Below are 24,059 nucleotides of genomic sequence, written 5' to 3'. Positions count from 1 at the left end.
AAGCCATGAGAAAGAAAAAGGGAAATTGTCGCCGATTCCTTTGTTTTTATCCATTCTTCATTGACCGCGACCCCTTTCATTTGTTATACTACTTGTCGAAACAAAGGGGAGTAACGATTATTCTTGGTCGTCAATCCGGCTAACGCCCGGCCAAGGATCCTATACAGGCTGTGAGACTTTTGTCCGTGGGACAGGAGTCTTTTTTTATAACACAAGGAGGTTTACATGGATTGGTACAAAATGAGTGCCCGGGAAGTGCTCGACGAACTGTCGGCCGACGACAAGACGGGGCTCGCCCCGGGAGATGCCGAAAAGCGTTTAGACAAGTACGGGAGAAATGAATTGCTGGAAGAGGAAGGCAAGTCTTTCGCCAAAAAGCTGGCGGAGCAATTCCTCGATCCCATGATCATTATTCTTTTAATCGCCGCGATTATCTCCGGCGCCGTGGGCGAAATGGTGGATTCCGTTATTATTCTCGCCATCGTCATCGTCAACGCCGTCTTGAGCATCGTGCAGGAGGGCAAGGCGGAAGAGGCCATTGCCGCCTTAAAGAAGATGAGCTCTCCCACGGTAAAAGTGATTCGTGGGGGGCGCCCCGTGGAAATCGACTCCATGCGCGTCGTGCCCGGGGATTTGGTCGTGTTGGAAACCGGCGACATTGTGCCGGCGGATATGCGCCTCATCGAAAGCACCAATTTAAAAATCGACGAATCCTCCCTTACCGGGGAATCCGTCGCCGTTGAAAAAGATGCCACGATCACTCTGGAAGACGATGCGGGCATCGGCGACAGAGACAACTACGCCTACTCCGCCTCCATCGTTACCTACGGACGAGGCAAGGGCATCGTCACCGCCACGGGCGAAGACACGGAAATCGGTAAAATCGCCACCACCCTCTCCACCATGGAAGAGGAACAAACGCCGCTGCAAAAGAAGCTGGCGGGCCTCTCCAAAGCCCTGGGGATTCTCGTCGTCGCCGTCTGCGCCGTGGTTTTTCTCGTAGGCAAACTCTACGGCCACGACACCCTGCGCATGTTTATGACCTCGGTCTCTTTGGCCGTCGCCGCCATTCCCGAAGGGCTCCCCGCCATCGTCACCATCGTCCTTTCCATGGGCATGGGCAATATGGCCAAGCGCCACGCCATTGTGAAGCGGCTCTTGGCTGTGGAAACCTTGGGGACCACCACCTATATTTGCTCGGACAAGACGGGCACCCTGACTCAAAACGAAATGACCGTGACGAAAGTCTACCTCGACGGCAAAGTCATGGACGTCTCCGGCACGGGCTATGCTCCGGAAGGGGAGCTGTCCTATAAGGGATCTGTTGTCTCCGTCGACGATATGAAGGGCTTAAAAACCCTCTCCTCCATCGCCACCTTAACCAACGATGCGGACTTAATCGAAGAAAACGGAACGTACAGCATTTTAGGCGACCCCACGGAAGGCGCCCTCATTACCCTGGCGGGCAAGCTGGGCGTAAAGGAAGACGCCCTGGAAGAAGCCTACCCCCGCATCGGCGAAATTCCCTTCGATTCCGACCGGAAGATGATGTCCACCTTCCACGAAAATTTCTTCGACAACAAGGTGTCCTCCTTTACCAAGGGCGCGCCGGATGTGGTTTTGAAAAACTGCAAGTACCTGTTTAAAGACGGAGAGATCGTGGATCTCACCGAAGCCGATCGAAAGGCGATCTTGGAGCAAAACAACGCCTTTGCCCAAGAAGCCCTGCGCGTGTTGGCCTTTGCCTTTAGAAATTACGACGCCATGCCCCAAAATCCTTCCACGGAAGAAAACGAAAAAGACATGGTATTCGTGGGCCTCACCGGCATGATCGACCCGGCCCGTCCGGAAGTGAAGGCCGCCATCAAAGAATGCCGAAACGCCGGCATCGTTCCCGTCATGATTACCGGCGACTACCTTCTCACCGCCAAAGCCATTGCCGAAGAGCTGGGCATTTTGCGTGAAGGCGATAAGGCCATGATGGGGGAAGAGCTCAACGACAAGACCCCGGAAGAAATTCGCGAAATCGTAAAGACCACCCGCGTCTTTGCCCGCGTGTCCCCTGAAAATAAGGTACAGATCGTGACGGCCCTGAAAGAAAACGGCGAAATCGCCGCCATGACCGGCGACGGCGTCAACGACGCCCCGGCCATTAAAAAGGCGGACATCGGCATCGCCATGGGCATTACCGGCACCGACGTGGCGAAAAACACGGCGGACGTCATCTTAACCGACGACAACTTCGCCACCATCGTCAACGCCGTGGAAGAAGGGCGAATCATCTACGCCAACATTAAAAAATTCGTCACCTTCCTCTTGAGCTGCAACATCGGCGAAGTCCTCGTGGTCTTCCTCTCCATTATCATGAACCTGCCCACGCCCTTCTTGCCCATTCAGCTGTTGTGGCTGAATTTAGTCACCGACTCCTTCCCGGCGCTGGCTCTCGGCGTGGAAAAAGGCGAAGAAGAAACCATGTACGAACCGCCGCGGGATCCCAAAGAACCGATTCTGGATAAAAACATCACCATTACCATCATCATCCAATCCCTTGCCATTACGGCGGCCACCCTGGGCGTCTACTATTACGCCCTCACCACCCACGGCATGGACGGCGACGGCCTCGTCTATTCCCGCACCATGGCCTTCTCCACCTTGGTCTTCAGCGAACTGTTCCGCTCCTTCTCCTCGAGAAGCATCGACGATACCCTCTTTAAAATGGGCTTCTTCACCAACAAGCGCCTGAACCAAGCCGTGCTCCTGTCCTTGGCCATGGTCCTCGTGGTCCTCTACATTCCCTTCCTGGAAGAACTCTTCCACATGACGGACCTGAACGTGATCGACTGGGCCATCGTCCTCATCTCCGCCCTCATCCCCTTGGTCATCGGCGAAATTCAAAAAATGATTCGCTTCAAACAAACCCACATCGTGGATGGAAAGAGAAAATAAGAAAGCCGCCTTCGGGCGGTTTTTTAATGCTGGCTTCATGAACTAAAAACCATCATTCACCTTGCAAAGATAAAGTTATAAAATTTGGTATAATACTGTCGAAGGACTGTACATAGTAGAAGCATCACCTGAGATGGAGGATGTCTTTCCAATGATAGATTATGGAAAAAATAAAAGATGAAGAAAGAATAAACCGGGCCTACAAAATGCCATAAATATAACTCTACATGTCATGATTATGTAGGATGGGATGAGAGTATAGGCATAGAAGTACCGGGCAAAATTTGTAGGTAGTTTAAATGTGATGTACTGGAGATTTTGGAATATCAGTGCTGGATAATTAATTAAAGGAGATGTGAAATGGCAAAAAATAAAGATAAAACTGAGGAATTGTCCTTAGAATCAGTTCTATGGAATTGCAGAGTATCATTAAGAGGATATGGAAGTACTGAAAAAATAGAGACGCTGTAATAGGATTAGTTTTCTTAAAGTTTGCAGGAGATAAGTTTGAAACAAGAAGAAAACAAATTGTAGAAGAACATCCTGATTTATTCATGCTAAGAGAGATGCCGGCCACTTATCATGCTGACAATGTTTATTATCTAAATGAAACATCCAGATGGAGTTACATAGTTAAAAATGCATCGGCAGATGATATAGCAATAAAAATAGATACAGCAATGAAAGACATAGAGGAGGACAATCCTTCCCTAAAAGGAACTTTGCCTCAAAATTTGTACGCTACTTTAGGAGCTCCGGCAAGTAAAATTAAAAGTCTAATCGATGAGATAAATAAGATAAATGGAGATAGATTCCATGAAGAAGATTTGATCGGAAGAGTCTACGAATATTTTTTACAAATATATGCAGCATCAGGAACAAAGGAAGACGGTGAATTTTATACACCTTCAAGCGTTGTAAGACTATTGACTGAGCTAATCGAACCATATGACGGAGTTGTATATGAGAACAAAACACCATATTTGATACATTTTAACGGCATCGCCGCTTAGGGTACGAACCTAATACTAAGGGGTACGAAAATTTAGTATGTGGTACGAAAATCAATAAGCTCACAGCGATGTTCATCCTAAAATTAAACTAAGAAGCATTACGCGTTACAAGAATCTTGTTCTATCTGGCAGGGTTCTTTTTTTATGCAACATTAGGTGAATTGCCATTATCGCATAAAATTCTTGACAAATAAGTTAGTCTATGGTAATTTCTCCTTACCGAGATTAATTTCGGTAAGGAGAGGAAAATGATGGTCAAGGAGAGGAAAATGATGGTCAGAGAACGATTAGATCCGGAAATGCGTAAAGAAGACATTCAAAAGGCTGCTATGGCACTCTTTTCTTCTAAGGGCTTTAACAATACGACGATGGATGATGTTCGTGAAAAATCCGGTTTATCAGCCGGCGGATTATACTACTACTACAAAAATACGGCAGAAATCCTCTACGACATTATGGATAGAGGAAGCAGGATGCGTGAAGCGACGGTAACAAACACGGTTCAACATATGGGGAACAAGCTTACACCACATATCTTGGCTGAAGTTGTCGTCGATAAAATGTTGGCGAATAATCCTTTTACGCCTATCTATGTCATATTTCTTGGTGAGATTAAGAAAAATGAACAGCTTAACGCATTATATGAAAAACTCAAGAGGGATTCGATTACTTACTTTAAGCACTTTATGAATGGGTACGACTGCGGATTGCTTACTGATGATGACTATGAATTTGTAACGAATCTCATCAATGCAAGCTTGTTATCCTGTGAAATTTTAGATACGCGTGAAAATTTTCTAAAGAACAGACAGCACTTGGTATCCATGATTGAAGGTTATTTTACTCGTTCGACTTCTCAGTAAGCGGAAGTTTCCGGACTCTAAAATCTTCCATCAATTTCCGCATTTCATTCATTTACTAAGGAGGTTTTTTGATATGAACTTATTGAAAAAGTACATCGCCAAAAATAAGACCGGCTACTTTTTCTCGGTTCTTTTTGCCGTTTTGGGTGTACTGGCAGGACTTTTTACCTATGTGCTCTTGAGCAAAATGATCATTGCCCTCATTGCAGGGAATACAGATTTTGCTTTTTATACTAAAGGAGTCCTCAGTATTCTCGCACTGCTGTGCGCAAAAGAAGTTTTTATGGGTATTTCCACCACGATTTCTCATACGGCGACCTATGGTGCTTTGTGTGAAATCAGGCGAGATATCATGGACAAACTTTTAAAAATGCCGTTAGGAAACATTTTGAATTTAAGCACAGGAAAGCTAAAAGATGTCATCGTGAATCAAGTTGACAGCATGGAGACAACCCTGGCTCACCTGATTCCTGAAATGACCGCTAATATTGTTGGCCCGGTTTTGCTTCTTGTTTACATGTTTGTACTCGATTGGCGCGTTTCGCTCTTGGCACTGGTTCCTCTTGTGATCGGCATGTTTTTTATGGCCGGCCCGATGAAGCGCATGCCTAAAATGTTTCCCAAAGCAGTCAAAATTGGTCAAGACATGAACAACTCAATTGTGGAATATATCAACGGCATCGAAGTCATTAAGTCTTTTAATCAAGGCGATACATCCTATAAAAAATACAGCGATAATGTTTATGCCAAAGCAGATTATTACTGCGAGTGGATGGGCTTGAACAACAACGATTATGCGGTGAGCATGTCGCTTGCACCGATGGGTATTTTAACCATCATTCCGTTTGGCCTTTTCTTCTGTATGCAAGGTAGCCTAAGCGGCGCTCATCTTTTGATGTTGATTATTTTATCATTTGGCACAATCTCAAATATCATGCAGGTGATGTCTTATGAGGACGATATGGGTCGCATCAAAACCATTGCCGGTGAGATTGAAAAAGTTCTCAACTCAAAAGAGTTATCCCACGCAACCGGTACACTAAACATTTCACGCTATGACATCACTTTCGATCACGTGTATTTCTCTTACGATGACAACAATCAGGTTATCAAGGATGTCAATCTGCACATCAATGAAGGTAGTGTCAATGCACTCGTCGGGTATTCTGGCTCAGGGAAATCGACCGTTGCAAAGCTCCTCGCCGGATTTTGGGATACCGATAGTGGAACCATAACAATTGGTGGCATAGCTCTCAAGGATATGCCTTTAGAACAGCTTTCGGATGCTATTTCTTATGTATCTCAAGACAATTATTTGTTTGATATTTCCATCAAAGATAATATTCGCATCGGCAAAAAAAATGCAACGGATGAGGAAATTATAGAAATCGCTAAAAAATCGGGCTGCCACGATTTCATTATGAAGCTCTCACAAGGCTATGAAACGGTTGCCGGAGAAGGTGGAGGGCATCTCTCCGGCGGTGAGCGCCAACGCATCTCTATTGCACGCGCCATGCTCAAAGATGCACCGATTGTCATTTTGGATGAAGCCACTTCCTATATCGATCCAGAAAATGAAGCTATTTTGCAAGATGCCATCGCCACATTGGTAAAAGGCAAAACGCTCATTATTATCGCCCATCGACTGAAAACCATTGCAGATGTGGATCAAATATTTGTAATCCATGATGGATATGTTGAAAATCACGGAACACACGATGAACTATTAAAAGATTCTCCGGTTTACCAAGAATTGTGGAGTGCGGCCATGCGAGGTGAAGAAAATGATTAATACATTTAAGAAGTTATGGAAATTTGCAGAGCGTGAGCAAGGAATGATTCGCTCCTCGGTGATCTGGAGTTTTTTGGGCGCGATTTTTAACGTTTTTCAATTTATGGCCATCTATTTGGTCATTGCGGCGATTATAAAGCAGGAAATTACGTGGCAGACGATTGGTATGTGCAGCGCATTCTTATTGCTTTCCTTACTGGGCATCATTATTTCTAAGAAAAATTCCATGCTTAAGCAAACGCATGCCGGCTATTTTACAGCCGCAAATAAACGTATCGCTATGGGAGAAAAAATCAAAAAAGTGCCAATGGGCTTTTTCAATGATTTTAGCTTAGGAAATTTAACGGCCATTGCGACGACAAAGTTGGACAGTCTCGAAACTTGGGTGCCCACACTTTTTATTATGGTATTCGGCGGTCTGCTTGTAACCGTGGTATTTATCCTGTCCCTTTTTATGCTGCATTGGAAAATTGCACTCATTGCTATCGCTGGGTCTTTGATTTTCTTGGCGGCGGCCGCTTTAATGCAGCAAAGATCTAAAAAGAGTTCGGATCGAGTTTCTGTTGTACAAAACGATCTCACGAAAGAAGTGCTGGCAACCTTGCAAGGTATGCAGATCATCAAGTCCTATAACTTGGGCGGACAAAATAACAACAAGCTGGATCAAAGTTTTGAAGAAACAAAAATATCGACGTTGAGCCTTGAAAAGGCCGTTACGCCTTACACGGTACTGCTGAAAATCATCATTGCGATCACGATTTCGGTTATGATTGCCACAGCACTTTCATGCTACTTTTCGGGAGAGCTTTCTTTGGACTATACCATCATGACGCTGGTTGCCAGTTTTGTGATTTTTAACAGTTTATTGGCTTCTGGTAGTGCTATGGCCATGCTTAGAACCATTGACAACGCGATGGATTCTTATGATTACGTCAATCAAATGCAAGATATGCCGGAAGGTCATATCAATGATGCACTTCAGCAACACGATATTGAATTTAAAAATGTTTCCTTTGCCTATGGCGAAAAGCCAATCTTAAATAATGTGTCTTGCTATATCCCCGAAAGATCAATGACGGCTATCGTAGGGCCGTCTGGTTCAGGGAAAACAACTTTTTGCAATTTGATCTCTCGCTTTTGGGATGTCAATTCAGGAGAGATTCGCCTTGGAGGAAAGAACATAAAAGATTACTCCCTCGAAAATCTTATGAATCATATTTCGATGGTCTTCCAAGATGTCTATCTTTTTGCCGATACGATTGAAAACAACATTAAATTCGGATGCCCAAATGCCACCCGCGATGATGTGATTGCGGCGGCAAAAAAGGCTCAGTGCCATGACTTTATTTCCGCCTTGCCCGATGGCTATCAGAGCATGATCGGAGAAGGTGGAACAAGTCTTTCCGGCGGAGAAAAACAGCGCATTTCCATTGCCAGGGCAATGCTGAAAGATGCACCGATTATCATCTTTGATGAAGCTACTGCAAATGTTGATCCGGAAAACGAAGACAAGCTGAAAGCAGCTATTGAAGCCCTTACTCAAAACAAAACCGTCATCATGATCGCGCACCGCTTGAAGACGATCCGTAATGCAAACCGGATTTTGGTACTGAACAAAGCAGGGATTGAGCAGTGCGGTACACATGATGAATTGATGCTGCAAGGAGGTCTTTATCGAGATCTTATCGAATCGAGAAGCAAGGCGGAAAGCTGGAGATTCGCAAATTAAAGTTTGGAACTAACAACAACATCTTCGACAAAAAAATGATTGTGCCTGATGTTGTCGAAAATTAAATGTTCAGAAAGGAATTTTATGATGAAAAACTAAAAAATATTGTACAGATCGCCGTATTGGCAGTAATTGGCTGTGTTGTCTCCTTTGGAATCAGTATGCTGACGGGACTTTTAGGCATGGCTGCCCTCTACATTTCAGCCGGGTTTGCCGCTTTTGTGATCGGACCGACCTTTGTGATTGCGGCTCGAAAAGTACAAAAGCGTGGCACAGCGCTTCTCTTTTGGGCTGTGCTTGGGTTGGTATATGCAATTTTAGGTTATGGGATCATGATTCCGATTACTCTGATTGCAGGGATTGTCTGCGAGCTGATTATCGGAAAGTACGATAATAGCAACCGCATCGCCATTGCTTTTAGTGTTGTCATGTTTACCGATTCGATGCACAGTATTCTTTTAACAAAAATTTTAGGCGTCGAAGGTTTAGTAAAATATATGTCATCTACCTTTTCTCCAGAACAAGCAGCACAAATGGTTGCCGCCTATACAAATGAAGTGATTTTGATAGCTGCTGCCGTTAATGTTGTGCTGTGCTTGTTAGCTGGATTTTTCGGAGTATTTATCAACAATAAGTTCTTTGAGAAAAGTACTCAGCAGAGCAAGCTCAAATAAGATGAGCCGATCATTTTCCCGCTTTATAAAAACGGATATCCTCCTCAATGGAGCGAAGAAATTTTTGATATGGTTTTAGAACAGGCAGAAAATTATAAAAATTAAATAAAGGGCTATGAGCACTCAAACTCATAGCCTTTTTCATTGTCTAAAGATTTTCTGAATCAGTTTTTCTAAACCGCCAATCCAAAGCCGCCTTCGGGCGGTTTTTTCGTGGGGAGAAATAGATGTTGTTGTCCGGGTAAATTTTTAGGTGATAGATAGTATAAATTTCTTTGAGGCAACATGGATTTGATGGTATGATAGATTCATCATAGTGAGTAAAGGCTGGGATGCAAGTGAGAAAGTATAGAAAAAGAGAGCATGTAGAAAATTATTTGAAGACGGACTACCGAGGGGATCCGCTTTTCAACGATATGTATCTGCCCCATATTTCGCTGCCGGAACTTTCGGTCGACGAAATCGACACGTCCACCACGTACTTGGGCAAGAAGATTCATTTTCCCCTCATGATTAACGCCATTACCGGCGGCACGGAATTTGCGGAAAACATCAATGCGGATTTGGCTCATCTGGCCAAGCGCTTTGATCTGCCCATGGCCGTGGGCAGTGAAACCATCGCCATGGAAGATGAGGAAGCCATCGAAAGTTTTAAAATCGTGCGGGAGATTATCGGCGATGAGGGCATTGTCCTCGGGAACATGAACGGCAATCTCACCGTGGACGAGGCGAAGAAGGCCGTGGATATTATTCACGCCGATGCCCTTCAAATCCATTTAAATCCGGCGCAGGAGCTGGCCATGGAAGAGGGCGATCGGGATTTTCGCGGCACGGCGGAGCGGATTCGCGCCGTAAACGAGGCCTTGGACGTGCCTATTTTGGTGAAGGAAGTGGGCTTCGGCATGGACGCCTCCGTCATCGAGCGACTCTACGATTTGGGCATTCGCCACGTGGATATTTCCGGCCACGGCGGCACGAATTTTTTTGAGGTGGAAAATCTCCGCTACTTTAATTCGGATATGACGGAGCTTTACGGCTGGGGAATTCCCACGGCCTATGCTCTTCACGAAGCCGTGGCATTGGGTAAGAAGGATCTGCACATCACCGCATCCGGCGGCATACGAAACGGCCTGGATCTGGTGAAGTGTTTGATTCTCGGCGCAGACATGTGCGCCATTAGCGGCGAAATTCTAAGGTACATCGTCCACGGCGGCGTGGACTACGCTTCGGTGTATTTAAAGGATTTGATCGACAAGACGAAGATCGTCATGGTGCTCGTGGGAGCGAAAAATATCGACGAATTAAGACAGGTGAAGTGGAAAGCCACGGGCCGTCTTTTGGAATTATTGAAATAAGAGGGAATTATGTACGATGTCATGATTATCGGCGGCGGCCCTGCAGGCCTCACTGCCGCCATTTACGCGAGCCGCGCCCATTTAAACACAGTGATTTTTGAACCGGAGATGGACGGCGGCCAAATGAGCCTTACCATGTCTCTTGAAAACTTCCCCGGGGCGCTCCCACAGGACACGGGCATGGCCATCGGCATGCGCATGGCGAAGCAAGCGGCTTCTTTCGGTGCCGCCACCATTCGCGAGCGGGTGGTTTCCGTTGAGTCAGCGGGCGAGACGAAAATCGTGAAGACGGAAAGCGGCAGTTACGAAGGCAAATACGTCCTCGTGGCCACGGGTTCCAAGCCCAATCGCCTGGGCGTTCCCGGCGAAGAAAAATTCGTCTCCCGCGGCATCAGCTACTGTGCTACTTGCGACGGCGCCTTCTATCAAGACGGCGATGTCTATGTCATCGGCGGCGGCAATTCCGCCGTGGAAGAGGCGCTTTATATGGCAAATCTAGGGGCGAAGGTCACCATCGTTCACCGCCGAGACAGTTTCCGCGCCGAACGCTTTTTGGCGGAGAAGGCCCTGGCCCACGAAAATATTTCCGTGATGTGGCATACAGAGCTGAAGGAGGTTCTCGGTGAAAACATGGCCGACGGCCTCGTTCTCCACAACAACAAAACCGACGAAACCTTTACGGTGAAAAAAGGCGACCGGCCCATGGGGATTTTCATTTACGTGGGCGTGAAACCACAAACGGAATTTTTAGAAGGCCTTTTGGAATTAAACAGGGGCTATGTGAAAGTGGACGAAAATCAAATGTCCGCCATAGACGGCATCTACGCCGCCGGCGACATTGTGGACAAAAACATCCGCCAGGTCATCAATGCCTGCGGAGAAGGCTGCGTCGCCGCCATGGCCGTGGCCAAGCGCATCGTTCAATACGATTAAAGGCACAAAAAGAGCCGCTCGATTTCATCGGGCGGCTTTTTCGCGTTTATTGTTGGGCCGGTTGAGCCGATTGTGCCGGTTGCTCCCCTTGAGGTGCGGGGTTTTCCTGTCCGCTTCCTCCCATAAGGGTGTTTAATAGATCTGCGGCTTTAATGGGCGCGTGAATGACGTAGCCGCCGGGTTTGATCCGGGGCACGGCGCCGGCGTCGCGAATCATTTGAAGGAAGGTGGCTCGGTCTGCCACTAAATCTTCTTTCATGACCACATCGGCGATGATTTCGTCGGTGGCACCATAGGGGATTTCCAAGGTGATGGTGCGGGTGGCTTTTTGCAAGCCGGTTTCCGTGAGCTTTTTCAAAATGGTTTCGGCGGTGGCGCCTTCCGGAATTTCATAGCTTCCCGCCGTAATGTAGCGGGCCATGCCGGAGCGTTTGGCCATGTTGCTGAAGGCCGTGGCGTCGTTAATCAGTCCCAAATCCTTTAATTGCTTGGCCACGGAATCCGGGTCTGTGGTTTCCAGTTTAAGTAAGGTGGTTTTTTCCGATGCGTCTTTGGCGGCGCTGGAGATCTTGTCGATCTGCTCCTTCGAGGAGCGGATCTCTTCGGTAATGGTGGTGTCTTTTCGATCATCCGGCGTCATCATGGAAAACAAGTGGTTCATCCGCCACTTGATGATGAATAGCAGGACGAGGACGATCAGTAGAACGACCACAATGCGCAAAAAGTTTACGAACAGTTTCGAAACTCTTCCGTTAGATTTCATGCTGTTTTCCCTTTCCTGTAGATTTCGATATAATTAGAGTAAGATTATTATATCACAGGAACGGGAAAGAAAGAGAGGCTCTCGTGATCTCTAATCAAATTGACACAAATGACGCCGGCATGCGCTTGGATCGCTATGTAAAAAAGTTGCTTCCCAATGCCAAGCCGTCGCTTCTATATAAATCCATTCGAAAGAAAAATATTACGGTAAACGGAAAAAAGGCCAAGGAGGAAGATGTCTTGGCCCTCGGGGACACGGTGGAAATCTATTTTTCCGACGAGACGCTTGCGAAGTTTTCAAAGACGCCGAAGTTGGTGAAGGGGAAGTTTCCCGCCATTGTCTTCGAATCGGAGGATTTCATTATTATGGATAAGCCCGTGGGCGTGTTGAGCCACGGCACGGGCAAGGCCTACGAGCGAAACATGGTGGACGACATGCTAGCCTATTTGATCCACACGAAAAGCTACAATCCACGGGCGGAGAAGACCTTTGTCCCCTCCATTTGCAATCGCCTGGACCGAAACACCAGCGGCCTCATTTTAGGTGCGAAGACGGCGGCGGGCCTTCGGGCGGCCAACGGCTGGATTCGGAACCGGGAAGTGGAGAAGTATTACATGACCATTGTGGAAGGGGAGCTGAAGGATGTGCGAAAGGTGGAAAATCGCCTGACAAAAGACGGGGAGAAGAACCGAGTCGTGGAAGGAGACGACGGAAAAGATGCCGTGGGCATTTATCGGCCTCTGAAGCACAGGGGGGATTACACCTTGGTTGAGGCGGAGCTCATTACCGGGCGCACCCATCAAATTCGCCAACAGCTGGCATCCATCGGCCATCCCGTTTTGGGAGACAGAAAATACGGCCGCGCCTCCCGCCGCTTCGGCGAATTGCATCACCAATTGCTTCACGCCTATAAATTGGTCTTCCCCGAAACGGAAGACTTTCCCGAAGTGTCCGGCAAGGTGTTTATTTCCGAGCCCAAGGGAAAATTTCAGCGGATCAGGGAGAGCCTCCATGTATGATTTAGGCTACGGCACGGGCGGCGTGGCAGGGGCCATGCGCCATGCGCTTTGTGAAAAAAGAAAGGAGAGGCCGTGAAGATCATCGATAAGCCCATGGGAAGCGGCCTGGAATCCTTGGCAGAGGGGGATTTCATCGGCGCTACCTTTATTATGCCCAATCGGAAGTGGATCGCGAGGAGCAAAGAAATTTTGTCTCGCTCCGTCGGGTTTTTAGGCGTAGATTTTTTCACCTTCGACGATTTAATGGCGGAGCTCGCCATGGCGCAAACGCGGAATCAGTGGCGGGCGGCCTATGGTTTCCGAAAGCGGCTGGAAGAAGGGGAAACGGCCTTCGCCTCGGTGCGGGACATGGAAAAAATTCGCCGACTCTTTCAGTGGTGCGACGATGTTTATTACTTGGGTCTTGAGGAAAAGGACCTGCCTTACAGTTGGCGAGAAGACTGCTCGACCCTTTTGTCTGCCTATGAAGATGCCGTAATCGAGGCGGACTGCATCACGGAAGGCGCTCTGTTCGCCGAGGCCATGACGGCGAAAGTGAATCCGAAGCGGAAGTACATTGTCATGGGCTTTTCCCATTACAAGGAACGCCACCGCCTTCTGCTTGAAAAGTTAGACGCTGCTGCTCAAGTGGTGGAGGTCAATCCCTTCGGGGAGGGGAATGAACCGAATGATGTGGCGCTGTATCAAACGGTGAACGGAGAGCGGGCCCTGCGCCACATGGTAAAAAAAGTTGCGTCGACGCTGACGGAAAATCCGGCGGCGAAGATCGGCGTGGTCATGAATCATGAAGGGGATCGGGCGGCCATGAAGGCACACCTCTCTTCGGCAAAGATTCCGACCGCAGCCTATGCCTACGCTCTCGGCGAGGAGGCGCTGCACCAACTGCGCCTCTTGTGGCGGCGGGGAGAAGACGCACCTTCTGCCTGCGCCTTTTTGCGTGGGGATTTGGCGGAGGTGGAAGGGGCGCCTGCATTGGCGGCGGCCATAGAGACTTTGGGCGTGAAGGATCTTTCGGAAATCGAGGAAAATCCCCTGCCCTATTACTTTTCCAAAGAGACGAAGGATCTGTTGATGGGGCACAAAGCCCTTTTGCGAACCTGGAAGCAAGAGAAGGAAGGCAGCTGGGATGATTTCGCTCGTCTCACGGCAGAGGCGGCGCCTTCGTTCGGCGAGGCGGCGGCGACCATGCTCACCGATGCATTGGATGCGGCCGCCGGCGATTACGGCAGGATTAACGGCCGGGAGTTTGAATCCATCCTCTGCGCCTATTTGGAAAAAGAGGCCGTCTACGGCGTGGACATTCTGTCACTGGATGAGGCCTACGGCGGCGATTACGACCTTCTTCTCGTCGCCTCCCTGGACGGGAAATTTATTCCCGCCAAAAAAGAGGACAGTTTGATGAATCGAGCCATGGCAAAATCCGCCATGGATGTGGGGCTCTATGTGAATTTTTTTCAAGGCGAAGAGACCACGGAAAGGCTACATTACTTAATGGCTTCATCGAAAAAATCCCTGCTCTACAAAGTGGGAAGCGGGGAAGAAGCGCCGATCTTCACGCAGATGAAGGAAATTTATTCCGCTGAAGACTTGGATCAATGGGAGGGGGTCTATGAAAAAAATTGGGACCTGATCTCAGAAGACGACGTCTTTTCCGAAGAAGGGGCGGAATTTATGGCACAGACCCTGAGGGAGAAGGGCCTTTCGCCTTCGGCCCTGGACAGCTATTTACGTTGCCCCTTCCTCTACTTTGCCGAGCGGGTGCTGAAATGTGCGCCGGAGGAAGAAGACGGCCGCCCTGCCATGGCCAAGGGCACCATTTACCACGAAGCGCTGGCTCTGTATTTTTCGAAGAAGCTTTCAAAAGATGGGCTGGCGAATTTCGTGGAAGGGGCCTACGACGAGAAAATGGCGCCCCTCAGGCCCGAATACCTTTGGGCGTGGGAGAAAAAGACCATGGTCCGCGCCCTCCTCGCCGCCGTGGAATCGGAGGAGGAGCGTCTGAACGATGAAAAGAAAAACGGCGCCTTTCGACCGGCGGCCTTTGAAACATCCTTCACCTATCCTTTTAAGGATGTGGAGATTCACGGCGTCATCGATCGGGTGGACAGAAACGAATCCGGCGACGAAATCTTAATCGACTACAAATCATCGGGGCTTCCCGAATACAAACATGTGGCGGCCCACAAAGTCATGCAGCTCGCCCTTTATGCCCTGGCCCGCCGACACATGGGCAATCGGCCGGCATCGTTGGAATATGTGTCTATAGAAAATGGTAAAGTCTCCATTATGGCGCGGGACACGACTCGGGCAGGAAAGTACAGTCGCTTGAGAAACGAAAGAATTTACGACGGCGAGGCCTTCGACGATTTTCTCGACGAAGGGGAGGTCGCTCTGGATCGGACGCTTGTCGCCATGAAAAGCGGCGATTTCAACGACGCGCCCTTAAGTGAATCGGTGTGTAGTTATTGCGCCTACGGGGATTTGTGCAGAAGGGAGGCGGCAGATGCCACTTGATAAAGAGCAGTTGAAGGCTGCAGAATCCTACGATCGCTCCGTCTTTCTCACTGCCGGCGCCGGCGCGGGGAAGACCAAGGTCTTGACCGAGCGGGTGAAGCGGATTTTATCGGAAACTAACGAAAATGTTTTGGCCATTACCTTCACCAATCGCGCCGCCGAAGAAATGGCCGTGCGTATGGCGGCGAGCCTTACAGAGGAGGAGACGGATCGTTTGGTGGTAAAGACCATCGACGGCTTTTGCCGCTACCTTCTCTCCATCTATGGTGTGGAGGCGGACACCTTGGGCGGCATGGCGCAGCTGGCGGAAGGCGAGGCGCGGGCCCTTTTGGAGAAGAGCTACGAAAAAGTGGCGAAGGACATTTTTTCCGACGGGGCTTTTCTCGATTTTCTGGACATGAACGGTACCACGGCGAATAATTTTAAAAACACGCTTTTAAAAAGCTACGACGATCTTCGCACCCGCGGCGCCCTCGGGGATTTTCGCCCGAGAGCAATCGCCGATGACGATGTGTTAGATGAATACTTCGATTTTCTGCCCGCCCTTCGCGGCGCCTTAAAGACGAAGGCATCGAAACTGGCCAAGTATTTAGACGAGGCGGATCTCGAGGCAATAAAAGGGGAAAGTGAAGAGATGCAGCGGGCCTTTCTCCTGGAAATGCCCGACGGGTCGTCGCTGAAAATAGACGAGGACATAAAAAAACGACACGAAGAACTCAGGTATCGCCTGCTCTTAAAGGAAGAGGCGAAAAATCGCCCCTTTATCGAAGCCATCGACCGCGCCCTGAAGCGGCTGGATGAAGCGTATAGGAAAGAGAAGCGGGCCATGGGTGCCGTGGACTTCAGCGATCTTTTGGAAAAGGCCACGGCCCTTTTGGAATCAGGGAAGATTACCTGCGCCTACGATCACATTCTCGTCGATGAGTTTCAGGACACGAATCCCCTGCAGATTCGCATGCTCCGTGCTTTAAAGGGCGATGGGAAACTTTTCGTCGTCGGCGACAGAAAACAATCCATCTACGGCTTTCGCGGCGCCGATGTGGCCGTCGGCGACAATTTCCGCGGCGAGGCCTTAAACGAGGGCACGGAAGCCATGGCCCTTTTAAATAATTACCGCTCCCACAAAGACCTGGTGGCCGCTGTGGGGGATCTCTTTGCGGAAAAAATTCCCGACTACGAGCCCATTACGGGCCACGGGGAAGGGGAGTGGGCCCTAAAGGGCGTGGACCTTGTAGGCGAGGAGGATCCGAAAGAGGCCATTAAAAAAGAAGCCCTGTGGATTGTGGAAGACATTCAAAAGCATCCGTCGACATCCCGGGCCCTGCTTTTGTGGCGAAAGCAATACATGGGGATTTACGAATCCATCTTCCGGGACTACGGCATTTCCTATGTGAACCGCAGCGCCGAAGGCTTTTTTCGGGCCCGAGAAGTGCGGGATTTAATCTTGGCCATGGAAGCGAAAGCCACCGGCATCTTTTCCCCGGCCTTTTTGCGCACGCCTTTTATCGGTGCGAATCAGGAAGATCTCTTTCATAGGATGAAAGATTCTCCCTGCAGAGAAAGTGTTCGCGAGCGTATGGGGCGCATAGAAAAATTTTTCGAAGACGCGGGCTCCGTCGCCTCCGTATATGAATTTCTCCTGGCCCTCGTGGAAGAAAGCGGCTTTCGCGCCTACGCCTTTAAAGCGGGCGGGGAGCAGGCCGTAGCCAATGTGGATCAGCTCCTCGCCATGGCAAAAGAATACGACAGGGAAGGGGATCACCTGGAAGGATTTCTTCATAGCCTCCGTGAAAAAGAAGCCACAGAAGAGGTGGGCGCAGCCACATTCGGCGGCGACTGTGCCGTGGAGATCCTCACCATGCACAAGGCCAAGGGACTGGAGTACGACACAGTGTATTTAGGCCATCTCTTCGCCAAGCCCCTGAACGACGGCGGCCTGTGGAACTACAGCGCAGAAAGAGGCGTGGGCATAAACAATCCCGCGGCGCCTGTGATTTACGAAATGAACCGAAGGGCCGCGGCGGAAAAGGCTCGGGAGGAAATTCTTCGCCTGCTCTATGTGGCCATGACTCGGGCGAAGAGCCACGTCTATCTGCTGAAATCGAAAGAGGGGGAAGGGCTTGAGAGCCATTTAACCGACATAGATTTCGCCGAAGGGACGCCTGCGCCCATGGCCGCGCCTGCACGTGAAGAGGACTTGCCTGAAAAAGCGACGGCTCCCGTCATCGCCATGGCACAGCCGAAGCCCGTGGTTTCCGCGAGCCGCCTCTTAAAGGGGCGGGCCGTTTTCGACGACGGCAAAGAGGGCGTAAAGAGCGAGAAGAATTATATGCAGCTGGGAATTTTGTTTCACCACTACGCCCAGCGTGCTCGCAAGCCCGAGAAAGGTCTTCGGGAAAAGCTTCTGTCCCGCGCCCGAGTTTGCGGCGTGGACCGTGAATTGGATGAGGCCATTAAAAACTACGACGCCACCTTCGGCCGCGGCAAAATCATCGACACAGAAGTGCCCTTCCGCGCGGAATTCGACGGCGTTATATTGGAAGGCTTTTACGATCAGCTGCGTCAATTGCCTGATGGCATGGCCATCGTGGATTACAAAACCGGCGCGCGAGGCGCACGCACCGGCGCCATGGCCACCTACCGACTGCAGCTTGGCCTTTACGGCACGGCTTACGAAAAAATTAGGGGCACCTTCCCGAAGCTCTACCTCTTCACCACGGCGGACGGCGTATGGACTCAGGTGGAGCTAACGGCAGAAGAGAAAAAAGAGATCGCCGCCCTGCTTCATCCTGCCATCGGTTGACATAATCCCACTACGTTGGTAGGATATAAATAGTAAGTAATAACGACTATTTGAGAGGAGGCCCTATGGAACGAAAATATCGCGTTGAAGGCATGACCTGCTCCGCTTGTTCCGCCGCCGTGGAACGAGAGGTTGCTAAAGTCGACGGCGTGACGAACGTGGCGGTGAACCTGCTTACCAACTCCATGAAAGTGGAGGGCGAGGAAGGCATCGAACCCGCGGTCCTTCATGCCGTGGAAGCGGCGGGTTATAAAGGCTTTTTAGAAGGCGAGGACAAAAAGAGCGAAACCATTGAGGCGGATCCTTTTTCAGAAGAATTGGAATTAAAACGCCGGCGACTCATCGTCTCGGCGATCTTTTTAATTCCCCTCTTTTATATCTCCATGGGCTCCATGATGGGTGCGCCGGTGCCCTCCTTTTTGGAAGGCCGGGACAACCTACTCATCTTTGCCTTGGTGCAATTTATGCTCACCACGGTGATTCTGTTTTTGAATCGCCACTATTATGTTAACGGCGGAAAATCCATGATGCGCAAGCACCCGAACATGGACGCTTTAATCGCCATGGGCTCCGGTGCGGCCTACATTTACGGGATCTATGTCATCTTCCAATTGGCCTACGGCTTTGGCCACGGGGACATGGCCCGCATCGCCGCCTACGGCCACGAGCTTTACTTTGAGTCGGCAGCCACCATTGTGGTTTTAATCGACTTGGGGAAATATTTAGAAGCCAAGGCGAAACACAAGACCTCCGGCGCCATTCGCTCCTTAATGGATCTCACGCCGGAAGTGGCCACGGTGATTAAAGATGGGGAAGAGAAAGTGATTCCCGTGGAAGCCATTGAAATCGGCGACAGGATTCTGCTGAAGCCCGGGGAAAATGTGCCTGTGGACGGCGTGGTGGTGGAAGGCATCTCCTCCGTGGACGAATCCGCCTTAAGCGGCGAGCCCATTCCCGTGGAAAAAACCGCGGGCAGTGAAATTATGGCCGCCACCACCAACGGCCAGGGACGCTTGATTATGGAAGCGAAGCGGGTGGGGGAAGACACCACCATCGCAAAAATCATCGCTCTGGTGGACGACGCCAACGCTACGAAGGCGCCCATCTCGAAAATTGCCGACAAAGTGGCGGGGGTCTTCGTCCCCATTGTTATCGCCATCGCCTTGGCTACCGGCGGCATTTGGCTGGCCCTCGGGGCTGAGCCCGCCTTTGCGCTAAAGCTCGCCATTTCCGTCTTGGTCATCAGCTGCCCCTGCGCACTGGGTCTTGCCACTCCCGTGGCCATTATGGTGGGCACGGGCAAAGGCGCCAAGGCTGGTGTGCTCTTTAAAAGCGCCGAAAGCCTTGAGGTTTTACACCATGCGGACACGGTGATCTTCGACAAGACCGGCACCATTACAAGGGGCAAGCCCTACGTCACCGACGTGGTGGCCGCCGGCATTTCGGCGGAAGAACTATTCGCCACGGCCTACGCCCTGGAAAAACCCTCGGAGCATCCCTTGGCCGAAGGCGTTATACGCGCCTACGAAGAAACACACGGCACGGATAATAAATTTACCCTCGAACACTTCGAAGCCATTCCCGGTAGGGGACTGAAGGCCACCTTAAACGGCGAAGTCTACTACGGCGGCAACGAAGCATTAATGGATTCCGTCGGCGCGGATCTTTCAGGCATACAAGAGCCCCTGGACACCCTCCTTGCCGAGGGCAAGACGCCCTTGTTTTTTGCGAAAGGCAATGAATTTATCGGCCTGATTGCGGCAAAGGATTTGGTGAAAGCCAATTCCAAACGGGCCCTTGAAAAGCTACACGGCGCCGGGAAAAAATTGATTATGCTCACCGGCGACAACGAAAAGACGGCGAAGGTCATCGGGCAGGATTTGACCATCGACCACATTCACGCCGGCGTGCTCCCCGATGAAAAAGAAGCCTTCGTGCGTCAATATCAGGAAGCGGGGAAAGTGGCCATGGTCGGCGACGGAATCAACGACGCCCCGGCCCTTGCCAGAAGCGACGTGGGCATTGCCATCGGCGCCGGCACGGACATCGCCATGGAAAGCGCCGATGTGGTCTTAATGCACAGCGATTTAATGGATGTGGTAAGCGCCATGGACCTTTCCAAGGCCACGATTCGAAACATTAAAGAGAATTTATTCTGGGCCTTTTTCTACAATGTCATCTGCATTCCCGTGGCGGCGGGGCTGTTTTACAAGCCCTTCGGCCTAACCCTGAGCCCCATGATCGCGGCACTTGCCATGAGCTTCAGCTCCGTTTTTGTCGTGACCAACGCCCTCAGATTAAATTTCCTTTCATTGGAAAAGGCAGAAAGCGAAAATAAAGAGGAATCCGCCGAGTCCATCGACTTTGTGGAAATTCCCTCTGTAAAAACGAAAACACATGGGTATAATGAAAAAAAGGAGGAGAAAAAAATGGATAAGAAAATTTTAAAAATTGACGGCATGAGCTGTAATCATTGCGTCGGACGTGTCGATAAAGCGTTAAACGAACTTAACGGCGTGAAGGCGCAGGTAAGCTTGGACCCTCAAGAAGCCATTGTGGAAGGCGAAAAGCTGGACACCGCCTTATTGAAAAAAACAGTGGAAGATGCAGGCTATACAGTCACAGCGGTTGAGTAGATGAAAGCGCCCACGGCGCTTTTTTCTGTTAGGAGGAATTGTGGCAGAATTTAGATTTGAAATCGTGGAGCACTTAGGCGTCTTGTCTGAATCGCCGAACGGTTGGAAAAAAGAATTAAATCGCGTATCCTACAACGGCGCCGATCCGAAATTCGATCTGCGCGCATGGAATGAAGATCACTCGAAAATGAGCAAGGGCATTACCTTGTCCGTCGATGAATTTGAAGCACTGAGAGAATTAATTAAGTAAGGGAGCGGATCATGGCTAAATTAGGAATTATCGGCGCAGGACACGTTGGCGAAATCGTCGCCTATACGCGGGCTTTGCGCGGCGGATGCACACACATTACATTACACGACATTAACGACAAGCGCTTAGACGGCGTGGTTAGCGATTTGGAAGATGCCACGGGCTTTTATCCCCACAACACCCATTTCGTCGGCGGCACCATTGAAGATGTGGCGGCAAGCGACATGATCGTCGTCTGTGCCGGGCGCATTCCCGAAGACGGCCAACGGCGAAACGAATACGCCGCCAATTACGCCGATGTGAAAGACTACATTCCCAAAGTCATGGCCGCCGGCTTTAAAGGCATTTTCGTCGTGGTCACCAATCCCTGCGACGCCATCGCCTACCGTGTGTGGGAACTTTCCGGCATGGACGCCTCCCGCATCATCGGAAGCGGCACGGCCTTAGATTCCGAACGAAGCCGCACCATCTTGGCCCGCCACTTCGACGTGAGCCCGAGCAATGTACACAGCATGATGCTGGGCGAACACGGCGACAGCCAATTCTTGCCCTATTCCCAAGTGAAGATCAATGACATTCCCTTGGAACGCTATTTAAAAGAACACGACGTATCGCTGGATAAGGCGGAAGTGGAAAAATCCATCGTCTACCGTGGCCACCGCGCCTTCTTCGGCAAAGGCTCCACCCAATACGGCATCGCCAACACGGTAAACACCATCTTAGACGCCGTTCTTTACGACGAAAAGAAAACACTGCAAGTCTCCGCCCTTCACAACGGCGAATACGGCGTAAAAGACGTCTACGTCTCCACGCCCTGCGTTATCGGCAAAGACGGCATCGAAGAAATCGTCGAGCTTGATTTAACCGACGAAGAGCGGAAACAATACACCGATAGCGCCGAAATGATCCGCAGCTACCTCGTATGAGGGAACTAAAAAACGCCTTTCGCCGCTTCATGGCCGGTCGCTACGGTTGGGACGAGCTGAACACCTTGCTCTTCGCCGCGTCCCTTCTCTTGCGCATGGCCGGGCGCCATTTCGAGAAGGGCTATTGGTCCGGCGGGGCCCTTGTGCTCCTGTTAATGGTGATTTTTCGCGCCTATTCCCGGGAGCGAGGCAAGCGCCGGGAAGAAAACACGGGCTTTTTAAATGCCCTTCGCCCGGCAAAGCGGTTTTTCAGGCGGCTGAAAGACCTGCGGCACTTCCGCTACATTCACTGCCCGTCTTGCAACAAGACCGCCCGCCTGCCGCGGGGTGCGGGCAAAGTAAAGATCACTTGTCCCTACTGCCATTTTGTCTATGAACGCAGAGTCTAGGGGCTAAGGGCGGGAAATTCGGCATCTTGCCGTGATTTTTTGCCTGAAACTGTAGATTTTAATGCCCTTATGGTATAATGCTTTAGATATAAATTATGGAGGGATAAAGGATGACAGAGATCAAAAAGCAAGAAAAGAATAAAGTTTACTTCGACCTGACGGTTCCCTACGCGGAAATCAAAGAAGCGGAGTCGAAAGTTTATAAACGCAACAAAAATTACTTTAACGTACCCGGATTCCGCAAGGGTCACGCGCCGAAGAAAATCATCGAACAATTCTACGGCAGCGGCATTTTCTTTGAAGACGCACTGAACGAAGTGCTCCCGAAGATCTATCAAGACGCCCTGGAAGAATTAAAACTGGAAGTCATCGACCAACCGGAAATCGACATCGACGAAGAAAACTTCGATCGCAGCAAGGATCTTATCGTCGAAGTCAGCGTTGAAATTAAGCCGGAAGTGGTTTTAGGCGAATACAAGGGCCTTGAAATCGAAGCCGTTCCCGACGAAGTTTCCGACGAAATGATCGACAACGAAATCGACAAGCAACGCCACTTAAATGCCCGTCACATTAATATCGATGACCGCGCCGCAGAAGACGGCGACAAAGTCAACATCGACTTTGAAGGGAAAGTCGACGGCGTCGCCTTTGAAGGCGGCAGTGCCGAAGACCAAGAATTGGAATTAGGCAGCGGCAGCTTTATTCCGGGCTTTGAAGAAGCCATCGTCGGCCACGAAATCGGCGAAACCTTCGACATCGACGTGAAATTCCCGGAAGATTACTTTAACGAAGAATTAAAGGGCAAAGACGCCGTCTTTACCATTACCTTAAATTCCATCGCCGTGGAAGAATTGCCGGAAGTGGACGACGAGTTCATTAAAGACATTTCCGAATTCGACACCGTCGACGAATACAAGGCGGATCTGAAAAAGCAAAAGACCGAAGAAGTCGAAGCCAATGCGAAAAACATTCGCATGGACCGCGCGCTGGAAGCCGCCGCAGCCAATGCCAAGGTGGATGTGCCGGAAGTCATGGTCAACAACGCCATCGATGAACAAATCCGCAACATGGACAACAACATGCGCAGCCAAGGCCTGCAACTGGAACAATACCTGCAAATGCTGGGCCAAAGCTTAGATGACTTCAAAAACTCCATGCGTCCCGACGCTGAAAAGGAAGTATTGAAGTCCTTGGTGCTTGAAGCCATTGTGGCAGCGGAAAAATTCGAAATCACCGATGACGAAGTGGAAGCTTACGCCAGAGAAATGTCCGAACGCTACTTTAAAGGCGACGAAGACAAACAAGAAGAAATGGTCAAGACCATGATGGAATCCAACAAGGACCTCATGAAGTCTGACTTAGAACGCAAAAAAGCCGTCGAACTTCTCGTAGACAATGCGAAAGAAGTGGAAGGCTTAAATAAAGACGAAAGCGAAGAAGCATAAGAGGCTGCA

The 24,059-nt window shown here is 49.9% G+C and carries 17 protein-coding genes; 16 read left to right on the top strand and 1 reads right to left on the bottom strand.

The genetic code is table 11. The features are described from left to right. The first annotated feature begins 225 nt into the window (after positions 1–225). The 8 genes from KO087_RS01070 (at position 226) to trxB (ending at position 11,305) form a co-directional block, all read left to right on the top strand. Positions 226–2,946, top strand: a complete 2,721-nt coding sequence (locus KO087_RS01070; RefSeq protein ID WP_215506852.1) for a cation-translocating P-type ATPase — start codon at positions 226–228, stop codon at positions 2,944–2,946. A gap of 470 nt (positions 2,947–3,416) precedes the next feature. Further along, entirely contained in the window at positions 3,417–3,959 is a 543-nt protein-coding gene (locus KO087_RS01065) for an N-6 DNA methylase (RefSeq protein ID WP_251374891.1), read from the top strand. Between the two features lie 269 nt (positions 3,960–4,228). Further along, on the top strand, positions 4,229–4,822 hold the full coding sequence (locus KO087_RS01060; RefSeq protein WP_215506847.1) for a TetR/AcrR family transcriptional regulator: 594 nt from the start codon (positions 4,229–4,231) through the stop codon (positions 4,820–4,822). Between the two features lie 73 nt (positions 4,823–4,895). Continuing rightward, positions 4,896–6,614 carry an ABC transporter ATP-binding protein gene (locus KO087_RS01055; protein WP_215506845.1) on the top strand — a complete coding sequence of 573 codons (1,719 nt, stop codon included), beginning with the start codon at positions 4,896–4,898 and terminating at the stop codon, positions 6,612–6,614. Next, positions 6,607–8,343, top strand: a complete 1,737-nt coding sequence (locus KO087_RS01050; RefSeq protein WP_215506843.1) for an ABC transporter ATP-binding protein — start codon at positions 6,607–6,609, stop codon at positions 8,341–8,343. Before KO087_RS01055 ends, KO087_RS01050 begins: the two co-directional genes overlap by 8 nt. Positions 8,344–8,408: 65 nt before the next feature. After that, the gene (locus tag KO087_RS01045) at positions 8,409–9,017 is read left to right on the top strand and encodes an MptD family putative ECF transporter S component (protein ID WP_215506841.1); all 609 of its coding nucleotides are present in this window, start codon (positions 8,409–8,411) and stop codon (positions 9,015–9,017) included. Positions 9,018–9,349: 332 nt separating this feature from the next. After that, entirely contained in the window at positions 9,350–10,372 is a 1,023-nt protein-coding gene (gene fni / locus KO087_RS01040; protein WP_349665969.1) for a type 2 isopentenyl-diphosphate Delta-isomerase, read from the top strand. Positions 10,373–10,381: 9 nt separating this feature from the next. Further along, on the top strand, positions 10,382–11,305 hold the full coding sequence (trxB, locus tag KO087_RS01035; protein ID WP_215506837.1) for a thioredoxin-disulfide reductase: 924 nt from the start codon (positions 10,382–10,384) through the stop codon (positions 11,303–11,305). A gap of 46 nt (positions 11,306–11,351) precedes the next feature. On the opposite strand, the gene KO087_RS01030 is transcribed toward trxB, so the two are convergent. Beyond that, the gene (locus KO087_RS01030) at positions 11,352–12,068 is read right to left on the bottom strand and encodes an endolytic transglycosylase MltG (RefSeq protein WP_215506835.1); all 717 of its coding nucleotides are present in this window, start codon (positions 12,066–12,068) and stop codon (positions 11,352–11,354) included. An 83-nt stretch (positions 12,069–12,151) separates the two neighbouring features. Here KO087_RS01030 and KO087_RS01025 point away from each other — a divergent pair, with 83 nt between their 5' ends. From KO087_RS01025 to tig, 8 genes are all read left to right on the top strand, one after another. Further along, complete coding sequence (locus KO087_RS01025; protein ID WP_215506833.1) at positions 12,152–13,087, top strand: RluA family pseudouridine synthase; 936 nt, start codon at positions 12,152–12,154, stop codon at positions 13,085–13,087. Between the two features lie 72 nt (positions 13,088–13,159). After that, on the top strand, positions 13,160–15,601 hold the full coding sequence (locus KO087_RS01020) for a PD-(D/E)XK nuclease family protein (RefSeq protein WP_215506831.1): 2,442 nt from the start codon (positions 13,160–13,162) through the stop codon (positions 15,599–15,601). Further along, positions 15,591–18,404 (top strand): UvrD-helicase domain-containing protein, encoded by a 2,814-nt coding sequence (locus KO087_RS01015; protein ID WP_215506829.1) that lies wholly within the window; start codon positions 15,591–15,593, stop codon positions 18,402–18,404. Before KO087_RS01020 ends, KO087_RS01015 begins: the two co-directional genes overlap by 11 nt. A gap of 65 nt (positions 18,405–18,469) precedes the next feature. Continuing rightward, entirely contained in the window at positions 18,470–21,040 is a 2,571-nt protein-coding gene (locus KO087_RS01010) for a heavy metal translocating P-type ATPase (RefSeq protein ID WP_215506827.1), read from the top strand. Positions 21,041–21,080: 40 nt separating this feature from the next. Next, positions 21,081–21,290, top strand: coding sequence for a YdbC family protein (locus tag KO087_RS01005; protein WP_215506825.1), 210 nt, complete (start codon positions 21,081–21,083; stop codon positions 21,288–21,290). Positions 21,291–21,301: 11 nt separating this feature from the next. Further along, positions 21,302–22,216: a lactate/malate family dehydrogenase gene (locus KO087_RS01000; protein ID WP_215506823.1), complete on the top strand. Its 915-nt coding sequence runs from the start codon at positions 21,302–21,304 to the stop codon at positions 22,214–22,216. Next, the gene (locus tag KO087_RS00995) at positions 22,213–22,605 is read left to right on the top strand and encodes a hypothetical protein (RefSeq protein WP_215506821.1); all 393 of its coding nucleotides are present in this window, start codon (positions 22,213–22,215) and stop codon (positions 22,603–22,605) included. Before KO087_RS01000 ends, KO087_RS00995 begins: the two co-directional genes overlap by 4 nt. Before the next feature lie 110 nt (positions 22,606–22,715). Beyond that, positions 22,716–24,050 carry a trigger factor gene (gene tig / locus KO087_RS00990; protein WP_215506818.1) on the top strand — a complete coding sequence of 445 codons (1,335 nt, stop codon included), beginning with the start codon at positions 22,716–22,718 and terminating at the stop codon, positions 24,048–24,050. Positions 24,051–24,059 lie beyond the last annotated feature (9 nt).

The organism is Peptoniphilus rachelemmaiella (assembly GCF_943169845.1).
In the GTDB taxonomy this organism is placed as follows: domain Bacteria; phylum Bacillota; class Clostridia; order Tissierellales; family Peptoniphilaceae; genus Aedoeadaptatus; species Aedoeadaptatus rachelemmaiella.
This window is presented reverse-complemented; position numbering and strand designations above follow the sequence as displayed.

Coding starts and splice junctions, on each gene's coding strand:
- KO087_RS01070 (WP_215506852.1), top strand. CDS start 226: ATGGATTGGTACAAAATGAGTGCCCGGGAAGTGCTCGACGAACTGTCG.
- KO087_RS01060 (WP_215506847.1), top strand. CDS start 4,229: ATGATGGTCAGAGAACGATTAGATCCGGAAATGCGTAAAGAAGACATT.
- KO087_RS01055 (WP_215506845.1), top strand. CDS start 4,896: ATGAACTTATTGAAAAAGTACATCGCCAAAAATAAGACCGGCTACTTT.
- KO087_RS01050 (WP_215506843.1), top strand. CDS start 6,607: ATGATTAATACATTTAAGAAGTTATGGAAATTTGCAGAGCGTGAGCAA.
- KO087_RS01045 (WP_215506841.1), top strand. CDS start 8,409: ATGTTCAGAAAGGAATTTTATGATGAAAAACTAAAAAATATTGTACAG.
- fni (WP_349665969.1), top strand. CDS start 9,350: ATGCAAGTGAGAAAGTATAGAAAAAGAGAGCATGTAGAAAATTATTTG.
- trxB (WP_215506837.1), top strand. CDS start 10,382: ATGTACGATGTCATGATTATCGGCGGCGGCCCTGCAGGCCTCACTGCC.
- KO087_RS01030 (WP_215506835.1), bottom strand. CDS start 12,068: ATGAAATCTAACGGAAGAGTTTCGAAACTGTTCGTAAACTTTTTGCGC.
- KO087_RS01015 (WP_215506829.1), top strand. CDS start 15,591: ATGCCACTTGATAAAGAGCAGTTGAAGGCTGCAGAATCCTACGATCGC.
- KO087_RS01010 (WP_215506827.1), top strand. CDS start 18,470: ATGGAACGAAAATATCGCGTTGAAGGCATGACCTGCTCCGCTTGTTCC.
- KO087_RS01000 (WP_215506823.1), top strand. CDS start 21,302: ATGGCTAAATTAGGAATTATCGGCGCAGGACACGTTGGCGAAATCGTC.
- KO087_RS00995 (WP_215506821.1), top strand. CDS start 22,213: ATGAGGGAACTAAAAAACGCCTTTCGCCGCTTCATGGCCGGTCGCTAC.
- tig (WP_215506818.1), top strand. CDS start 22,716: ATGACAGAGATCAAAAAGCAAGAAAAGAATAAAGTTTACTTCGACCTG.